This window comes from Mycobacterium sp. IDUB_37, assembly GCF_055419245.1.
In genome coordinates this window covers 1-460 of the sequence record NZ_JBVAXG010000040.1, presented here as the reverse complement: position 1 = coordinate 460, position 460 = coordinate 1, and the positions used below count along the sequence as shown (strand labels likewise).

The 460-nt window shown below is 76.3% G+C and carries 1 protein-coding gene; it reads left to right on the top strand.

Translation table 11 applies throughout. The features are described from left to right. Nucleotides 1-460 (top strand): hypothetical protein (locus tag ACZY1I_RS32205; RefSeq protein ID WP_463761709.1); only part of this gene is annotated, 460 nt, incomplete at both ends.

The following is a 460-nucleotide window of genomic DNA, read 5'->3' as shown; positions in this document are numbered from 1 at the left end:
ACCGCGGGCGTCAACGCCAAGGGCGGCGACGGCGGCCTGGGCGGTAACGCCGGCACCGCAGGCACCGGCGGCCGCGGTGCTGACGGCGTTACCGGCGCGGTTGATGGCGGCGCTGGCGGCCTGGGCGGTAACGCCGGAGCGATCGGGACCGGCGGCGCAGCCGGTGCTGGTGCGGGCGGCACTGGCAATAGCGCGGCCAGCGGTCTCGGCGCCGACGGCGCAGCTGGCGGCGCGGGTGGTAACGGCCTGGCCGGCACGGCAGGCACCAGTGGCGTCAACGCCGGTGAGAGCGGTACCAGCGGCACCGCGGGCGGCAAGGGCGGCGACGGCGGGGGCGGCGGTAACGCCAGCGGTCTGGGAACCAAAGCCGGCGACGGCGGCGACGGCGGTAAGGGCGGCGTCGGTGGCGCCGGTGGTTCAGGCATCGATGGCCTCAACGGAGTTGCTACCAGCGGTGCTG